The sequence below is a fragment of the Dokdonella sp. genome (genome assembly GCF_039926425.1).
In the GTDB taxonomy this organism is placed as follows: domain Bacteria; phylum Pseudomonadota; class Gammaproteobacteria; order Xanthomonadales; family Rhodanobacteraceae; genus Dokdonella_A.
This window is the reverse complement of the sequence record NZ_JBDSWZ010000218.1, coordinates 1-8,254: the sequence shown is the minus strand read 5'-3', so window position 1 is coordinate 8,254 and position 8,254 is coordinate 1. Positions and strand designations below refer to the sequence as shown.

The window sequence follows — 8,254 nt, the reverse complement described above, 5'->3', positions numbered from 1 at the left end:
CACTCAAAGACCTGCTTTCCGGAATGATCATCCAGTCCGGCAACGACGCTGCGATGGCGCTGGCCGAGCACGTCGCGGGTTCCGAGGAAACGTTTGCGCAATTGATGAACCAGTACGCCGCGCAGCTTGGCATGACCGGCACGAACTACGTCGATGCCAGCGGCCTCCCCAACGCGAACCACTACACCACGGCGCATGACGTCGCATTGCTGTCACGCGCGCTGATCCACGATTTTCCCGAGGAATACAAGATCTACTCGGTGAAGGAATTCGAATGGAACGGCATCAAGCAGCACAATCGCAACACGCTGCTCTGGCGCGACGACACGGTCGATGGCATCAAGACCGGCCACACCGCGGAGGCGGGGTATTGCCTGGCGACTTCCGCCAAACGCGGCGACCAGCGGCTGATTGCCGTGGTGATGGGCGCGCCGAGCGAAAAACAGCGCGCCGACGACAACCAGGAACTTCTCAATTACGGATTCCGTTTCTTCGAGACGAAGAAACTCTACGAAGCCGGCAAGCCGCTCGCGTCGCCAGAGCTGTGGAAAGGCGAGATCGCGACCCTGCCGCTCGGCGTCGCCGACGACGTGCTGGTCACGTTCCCGCGCGGTCGCTACAACGATCTCAAGGCCAGTCTGGATTTGCCGGCACGGCTCGTGGCTCCGCTCAAGAAGGGCCAGCCGATGGGCACGCTGCGTGTGAAGCTCGACGACAAGGTGTTGTTCGAACGTCCGTTGATCGCACTGTCCGATGGCGGCGAAGGCGGCTTCTTCAAGCGCTTTTCGGATGGGGTGTGGATGTGGTGGAAAGGCGATGCCGGTGCGAATGTGTCGACGGAAGCGCCAACCGCTCATTGACCCGTGACGGTGGCTCGACACCCGCATGGACCAGCCGATTGAGTCCGGCGGGTGTCGATCCCATGTGGAGTGATCGCGCCGCCGGCGCTCCATGAAAACGAGGATGCGTGGATGAAAGACCTCGACGATATGCAGGCACAAAACCCGGAACAGGGTTTCCAGTTTCCGGGCGTGTTCGAGATCACCGCGATGGGTCCGATTGCCGCCGGCCTCGAGGACAAGGTGCCCGACATCATCACCAGCGTCGGCTTGAGCGTGCTCGCCGGATCGCTCCGCGTGCGCCCGTCGAGCAAGGGCCACTACATCTCGGTGGCGGTGAGCTTCACCTGCCCGTCGCGCGAGAAGTACGACGCGGCGCACGAGGCGCTGCGGGCGGATCCGGATATTCGCTGGACGCTTTAGTCACGCCTTCCACGGTGCGCTGTTGCCTTGTGCGCGCAACAGCATCCGCGATCATCGGGTCTTGGCCGCTTCCGTCGGTGTCGACGGGGCGACACGTTCGGCCGCGTTGCGCAGTGCATCGATTTCACTGCCAGTAGCGACGTAATCGCGGACATAGGCAGCCAACGCATCCGCGTCGAACGATGCGACGGTCATGCGCCCTTGCTTGACGACCGCCGCGCGCGCTTCGTCCGCCGCATCGAGCGCATCGAGCTTGCGCAACACCATTTCGCCGAACAGGGCCGACACCATCGACGTTCCCGATCGCAGCATGACGTGACCCAGGGCGATGCAGGCTTCGCGATCGACGCCAGTCACGGCCTTGCCTGATCCGGCGCACGCCCGCGATACCGCCATCGGAGCCGTCGTTTCGATGGCGCTGAAGGCCATCGTCGACGCCGTCACGATCTGCGCACCCTTGTCGTCATACACGCGGCCCGAGGGGTCCACCTTGCGGAGGCTTTCCGCGAGACCGGGCAGCGCAGGATGAGCCGCGACCGCATCGAGCCAGACGCGCAGCAACGCCGACGTGTGGCTGTCGAAGCGGGTACCGGCTGCCGCGTGCGCCAGCGAGTCGTGGTCGTTCTCGCCCAGCGACAGCGCCCACGCAGCGGCATTGTCGGGCTCGACGCGCTGGATATTCGCAGCCGCGGCTGCACGGTCTTCCGCGCTGTCATCGGTCGAGGCGGCGGCGAGCCACTGGACGAGCACGCGATCCGGATGTGCCTGTGCGGCGGCCACCAGCGCGCGTGCAGCGGCTGCCTTCGCGTCAGGCGTCGGCAAAGCGTCATGGCCGGTGGGCATCGGTGCCGATGCGTCGCTACCCGACATCGCATCGAGTTGCGCGATGATCGATTCCGCCGCAGCGCCAGCGCCTTGTGCGTCGACATCGCCGCCACTGCGCATACCGTCGATGAGCGTGCGCAGATAATCGCGCCAGACCGTGCGCGCCGCCCGTTCGTCGCTGGCCTGCTGATCTTCCGGAGACACCCAGCCGATCGGTGCCGTCAGCGGCTGACCGAGGCGCTGGAGTCGACGCGCCGTCGCGACCACGTCGTTCGCATCGCCGCGCCAGTCGGATGCGCGATCCGCGTCGGTGTCTTCCATCGCGCGATAGTTCTCCGAAGGATTGGCGCTGTTCGCGACAAGCCACGTCTGCGTGCGCTGCCAATCGGCGGTTTCCGGGCTGCGGTCGCCGACGATGGCGAGCAGTTTCAATCCCTGGCCACGCAAGGCCAGGCTGGTCCCGCGTGTCGCGAAAACAGTTGCCGCGTCGGCGCACCACGCGGCGCGCTGCCAGGTGATTTCCTGCTCGGCGTCGGGCTTGCACACCCGCTCGAGCGTCCACAGCGCCGGGTTGCTGCGGCTACCCACTTGTGCGAGCGCCAGTGCGAGAACGCTGCGTTGGGGCGATTCGCCCTCGTCTTCGTCAGGGTCGCCGTACGATGGCGCAAGGTCGGGATGGGCTGCGTAAACCCGCTGCCAGGCGGTGAGTTCTTCGGAAAAGTGATCGTCCGCGAGCGAAGCCGACGCCATCTGTGCGAGTGCATCGTCGACGGCGGACTGTGAACCGCGTGCTGCCGCGAGCGCGACCGCGAATTGCCAGGCCGCGGCGTTATCGGGCTCGAGGCGCACCAGGTTCGCGACTTCGGCTTCCGGCCACACGGTGGCACCGCACTGGCTGCTGGTGAAACTGCCTTGCGAGACCGCCATCCACTGCACGAATGCGTCTTCGGAAGCCGCTTGCGCGGCGCGCGCGATCACGTCGGCGCGCTTGGGCCGCAACGCCGACGGCGTGGACGCGTCCTGGTCCGAGAGGTTCGCGCGACCGGCGAGCACCTGCACCTGCGGCGAGGAATCACCCGACAACGTGTCGTAAAGCGCTCGCTGGCTCGCCCGGTACCGTTCGAGGTACGCGTTTGTGCGCTCGTCGCCGCCGGTTTTTTCGACCGCCGCGTGCGTCCCGTGCTGCGCAGCACTTTCGGTTGCCTGCGCCGAGAACGTCGCAAGAACCACTACCATCACCCCGAACGATATCCGAATCACCATGGCGCTCCCCTTCCTTGCCCGTGGCATCCAGACTACCTCAATAACCACGCCAATTCCGGCGCATCCGGCCATCGTCGCGTCGCGTATTGTGGGAAGCCCCGCCCATCCCCACCTCGTGACGATGCCTCTTCCCCTCGACGTCCGCCGCCTCGGCCGCCAACCGTATGAACCGGTCTGGCGCGCGATGCAGGCATTCACCGACGCGCGCGGTCCGGATACGGCCGACGAGCTGTGGCTGCTCGAGCACGATCCGGTGTTCACCCTCGGCCAGGCGGGCAAGCCGGAACACGTGCTGGCACCGGGGGAAATCCCGGTGGTGCATGTCGACCGCGGGGGCCAGGTGACCTATCACGGGTCCGGCCAGATCATGGCCTACACACTGTTCGACTTGCGCCGGATGAAGATCGGCGTGCGCGAACTGGTCAACCGGATCGAGCAGGCGGTGATCGACACGCTCGACACCTGGAACATTGTCGCGATTCGCCGCGACGGCGCGCCCGGCATCTATGTCGGCGACGCGAAAATTGCGGCGCTCGGCTTGCGCGTGCGACGCGGCTGTTCATTCCACGGCCTCGCATTCAATGTCGCGATGGATCTGCAGCCATTTCACCGCATCAATCCCTGCGGTTATGAGGGCCTCGCGGTAACCCAGGTGCTAGACTTGGGCGGGCCGGGATCGCTGTCTGCAGTCGAGACGGTCCTGGTCGGCGAGCTGGCGCGGCAGTTCGGCTTGACGCCACGATATTCCGACGCGCAATCCCCTTTCCTTTCCATTGGCGACGCTCCGCGCGTCGCACAATCCGCATGATCGACGCCAAAATCATTCCCCTCAGCGTTGTCGCCAGCGATCCGCTGGACAAGCAGCTCGGCGAGGACAAGATCGCACGCAACCGCGCCGCGTTCGCCGATGCCCCCACCTTGCGCAAACCGTCGTGGATCCGCGTGCGGATTCCGCCCGGAAATGCCGTCGCGCGCCTGAAGGCGAAACTGCGCGAGAACCGTCTCGTCACCGTGTGCGAGGAAGCCTCTTGCCCGAACATCCACGAGTGCTTCGGCAAGGGCACCGCCACCTTCATGATCCTCGGCGAGGTGTGCACGCGCCGCTGCTCGTTCTGCGATGTCGCGCACGGCCGGCCGAAGCCGCCCGATCCGCTGGAACCGGCGCATCTGGCCGGCACCATTCGAGACATGCAACTGAAATACGTCGTGATCACCTCGGTCGATCGCGACGACCTGCGCGACGGCGGCGCCTCGCATTTCGCCGACTGCATTCGGGCAGTGCGTTTCGAGAACCCGGACATCCGCATCGAGATCCTCACCCCTGACTTCCGCGGCAAGGGACGCATGGAGCGCGCGCTTGAAGTGTTCGCGAGCCAACCGCCGGATGTGTTCAACCACAATCTGGAAACTCCGCGCGCGCTGTATCGCGAAGTGCGGCCGGGCGCCGACTACGACTGGTCGCTGGATCTGCTGAAGCGATTCAAGGCGCAGCATCCGACTGTGCCGACCAAGTCGGGAATCATGCTGGGCCTCGGTGAAACCTTCGAACAGGTGGAGGAATCATTGAACGATCTGCGTCGCCACGATGTCGATATGGTGACGATCGGCCAGTACCTGCAGCCAACCGCGCACCATCACCCCGTTCTTCGCTATTGGACGCCCGACGAATTCAAGGCGTTCGAGGAGCTGGGCTACCGGATCGGTTTCGAGCATGTCGCGTCGGGACCACTGGTTCGCTCGTCCTATCACGCCGACGAAATGGCCCACGCGGCAGGCGTTGTTCAGGTGGCCTGAGGCCTGATGGCTTTGTTGATTGATCATTCGACGCGGCGCGCACTGGCGCTGCCGCAAACGCGGAGAGAACTGATGCGCAAGATCCTGCTCACCGTGGCCCTGACGTCCCTCATGGGTCCGGTGTTCGCCAAGCCTGTCGCCGATGCCGGAACGCCGATGCTGAAGGCGACGCCGTCCGAAGGCGAGGCCGGCATCTGGGCAACGCGCTTCCTCACGCGCTTCCACTACAAGCCGACACCGCTCGATGACGCGATGTCAGAGCAGATCTTCAAGCGCTATCTCGATTCCCTCGACGGCGACAAGCTGTTCTTCACCGAGGCCGACATCAACCGGTTTGCGGTCTACAAGGACAAGCTCGACGACGCGATCTACGACCAGGATCTCGCCGCTCCGTTTGCGATCTTCAACCTCTACGAGCAGCGTGTTGCCCAGCGGCTCGCATTCGCGCGCGCGGAACTCGCGAAGGGTTTCAACTTCTCCAGCGACGAGAGCTACCAGTACGACCGCGAAAAGGCGCCGTGGGCCAAGGACGACGCAGAGGTCAACGATCTCTGGCGCAAGCGGATCAAGAACGACTGGTTGCGCCTCAAGCTTGCAAACAAGCCGGACAAGGACATCCGCGAAACGCTCGACAAGCGCTACGCCAATTATCTCGACCGCGTTCGCCAGCTCAACAGCGAGGATGTCTTCCAGACGTTCATGAACGCGTATGCGTCATCCATCGAGCCGCACACCAATTATCTCGGGCCGCGTTCGGCCGAGAACTTCGACATCGCGATGAAGCTGTCGCTCGAAGGCATCGGCGCGGTGCTGCAGCGCGATGACGACTACACCGCAATCCGCGAGGTCGTGCCGGGCGGTCCCGCTGCGATGTCCGGCAAGATCAAGGTGGGCGATCGCGTGGTCGGCGTTGGACAAGGCGCGACCGGTCCGATCGTCGACGTGGTCGGCTGGCGTCTCGACGACGTCGTCGCGAAGATCCGCGGGACCAAGGACACCATCGTGCGCCTTGAGGTACTTCCGGCGGAGAGTGGCACCGACGGCAAGCACGAGATGATCTCGATGACCCGCAAGAAGGTCAGCATCGAGGAGCAGGCTGCAAAGAAATCGGTGATCGAGATCAAGGGCGAGAATCACACCCGGCACGTCGGCGTGATTTCCCTGCCGACCTTTTATCAGGATTTCGATGCGCGCCGCCGCGGTGACAAGGACTACAAGAGCGCAACGCGCGATGTCGAGCGCCTGCTTGGCGAACTGAAACAGGAGAAGGTCGACGGCGTCATCGTCGACCTGCGCAACAACGGCGGCGGCTCGCTCGCCGAAGCGACCGACCTCACCGGCCTGTTCATCGACAAGGGTCCGGTGGTTCAGGTGCGCAATGCGAACGGCCAGATCGAATCGAACGACGACACCGCCGCCGGAATGGCATGGGACGGCCCGCTCGCCGTGTTGGTCAATCGCGCCTCGGCATCGGCGTCGGAGATCTTCGCCGCGGCAATCCAGGACTACGGCCGTGGCGTGATCATCGGCGAACCGACCTTTGGCAAGGGCACGGTGCAGAATCTCGTCGACCTCGACGAGGTTGCGCACAGCGAGAAGCCGATGTTCGGGGAGGTCAAGATGACCATCGCCCAGTTCTTCCGCATCGACGGCGGCTCGACGCAGTTGCGCGGCGTCACGCCCGACATCAGTTTTCCGCTGACCGTCGATGCAAAGGATTTCGGCGAATCGAGCTACGACAACGCCCTGCCGTGGAGCTCGATTCCGCCGGCAACGTATGCACCTGTGGCCGATCTCAAGCCGGTCGTTCCGACGCTGCTCGAGCGGCACAAGGAGCGCACCGACAAGAGCGCCGAGTGGAAGGGTTTCGAGTCGGATCTCGCCGACATGCGCAAGCTGCGTGACGAAAAGACAATCTCTCTCAACGAAGACGTGCGCCGCAAGGAGCGCGACGAGCAGGAGGCCAAGCACAAGGCCCGCGACCTCACCGCCGGAACCGCGACGCCCGCTTCCGATCCGGCGAGCAAGACGGTCGAGAAGGTCACCGCGGATGTCAATGACGATGCGTCGGGAAAGCACACGACCACCGACACGACCAAGGTCGTGACGGGCGTCGCCGCCGCTGGCGCGAAGGCAACGAAGGACCCGGCGTCCCCTCAGGACGACGGCCTGCAGCCGGACGAGCGCAGTGTTGCCAGCGACATCAAGCGCGAGAAGGAACAGAAAGCGAAGCCTGATGTTGTCCTTGACGAAGCCGCGCACATCGTCGCGGATGAAGTGGGACTGATCCGCACGGATACAAAGCTCGCTGCGATCGTGTTGCCGCACGGCGCGGCGGTGCCCGTCGAGGTGAATTGAGTCGATCGGTGCGCGGTGGTGCGTGGAGCGGAATGACCTTTCGCGCGGCACCCGCCTCAGTCAGTCACGCCATTGCATGACTTGACGACGTCATTCCCGCGACAGCGGGAATCGCCCAAAGAGCCGCTAGTCATCGAGAATCGGCGCTGGCGGAGCACGAAGGCCAGTTCGGCGAGCAGCGTCGCCTCCGATACGGCGACTCCCCTCGGCTGCCGTCATTCCCGCGAAAGCGGGAATCGCTCCAGCAGCTGCGAATCATCGAATCGTCTGCGCCGATGACGGAGCACGACGACCAACGGAACGCGCAGCCTCGCCTGCGATACGTCCACTCCTCAGCCGTCATTCCCGCGAAAGCGGGAATCGTTCCAGCAGCTGCGAATCATCGAATCATCCGCGCCGATGACGGAGCATGTCGCCCAACGGAACGCGCAGCCTCGCCTGCGATACGTCCACTCCTCAGCCGTCATTCCCGCGAAAGCGGGAATCCATCTTGATCCATCGCGCTTGATTCATCGCGGCGGCCATCGGCTCCCGGTTTCGCGGCAATGGCGTCGATGCCGGCCCTGGGTTACGTGGATTGCGTTGGACGAGCGATTCCCGCCCTCGCGGGAATGACGTCAGTTGTCGACGGACAACTGTCGCGCCGCCCGCTTCAGGCGTATCTGTGTTGCAAAAATCGGAAGTACGCCCGCAATCCCTGCGCCTCACCGCCGCGCGGATGCCCTGGCTTGTCGCCGTCGTTCCACGAGTAG

The 8,254-nt window shown here is 64.4% G+C and carries 6 protein-coding genes; 5 read left to right on the top strand and 1 reads right to left on the bottom strand.

All coding sequences use genetic code 11. The features are described 5' to 3' along the window. Together ABIV12_RS12565 and ABIV12_RS12560 are read left to right on the top strand one after the other, a co-directional pair. Window positions 1–860 (top strand): D-alanyl-D-alanine carboxypeptidase family protein (locus ABIV12_RS12565; protein WP_348059778.1); only part of this gene is annotated, 860 nt, incomplete at its 5' end. A gap of 111 nt (window positions 861–971) precedes the next feature. After that, a complete protein-coding gene (locus ABIV12_RS12560) occupies window positions 972–1,262 on the top strand; it encodes a DUF493 family protein (protein ID WP_348059776.1) in 291 nt (96 codons plus the stop codon). 51 nt (window positions 1,263–1,313) lie between these two features. Here the strand turns inward: ABIV12_RS12560 and ABIV12_RS12555 are convergent, their stop codons facing one another. Next, complete coding sequence (locus tag ABIV12_RS12555; RefSeq protein ID WP_348059775.1) at window positions 1,314–3,350, bottom strand: hypothetical protein; 2,037 nt, start codon at window positions 3,348–3,350, stop codon at window positions 1,314–1,316. A 121-nt stretch (window positions 3,351–3,471) separates the two neighbouring features. Here ABIV12_RS12555 and lipB point away from each other — a divergent pair, with 121 nt between their 5' ends. The 3 genes from lipB (at window position 3,472) to ABIV12_RS12540 (ending at window position 7,502) form a co-directional block, all read left to right on the top strand. Continuing rightward, window positions 3,472–4,158 carry a lipoyl(octanoyl) transferase LipB gene (gene lipB, locus ABIV12_RS12550; protein ID WP_348059773.1) on the top strand — a complete coding sequence of 229 codons (687 nt, stop codon included), beginning with the start codon at window positions 3,472–3,474 and terminating at the stop codon, window positions 4,156–4,158. Then, window positions 4,155–5,144: a lipoyl synthase gene (gene lipA / locus ABIV12_RS12545; protein WP_348059770.1), complete on the top strand. Its 990-nt coding sequence runs from the start codon at window positions 4,155–4,157 to the stop codon at window positions 5,142–5,144. The genes lipB and lipA overlap by 4 nt, the downstream gene beginning before the upstream one ends. 111 nt (window positions 5,145–5,255) lie before the next feature. Then, a complete protein-coding gene (locus tag ABIV12_RS12540) occupies window positions 5,256–7,502 on the top strand; it encodes a carboxy terminal-processing peptidase (RefSeq protein WP_348059780.1) in 2,247 nt (748 codons plus the stop codon). Window positions 7,503–8,254 lie beyond the last annotated feature (752 nt).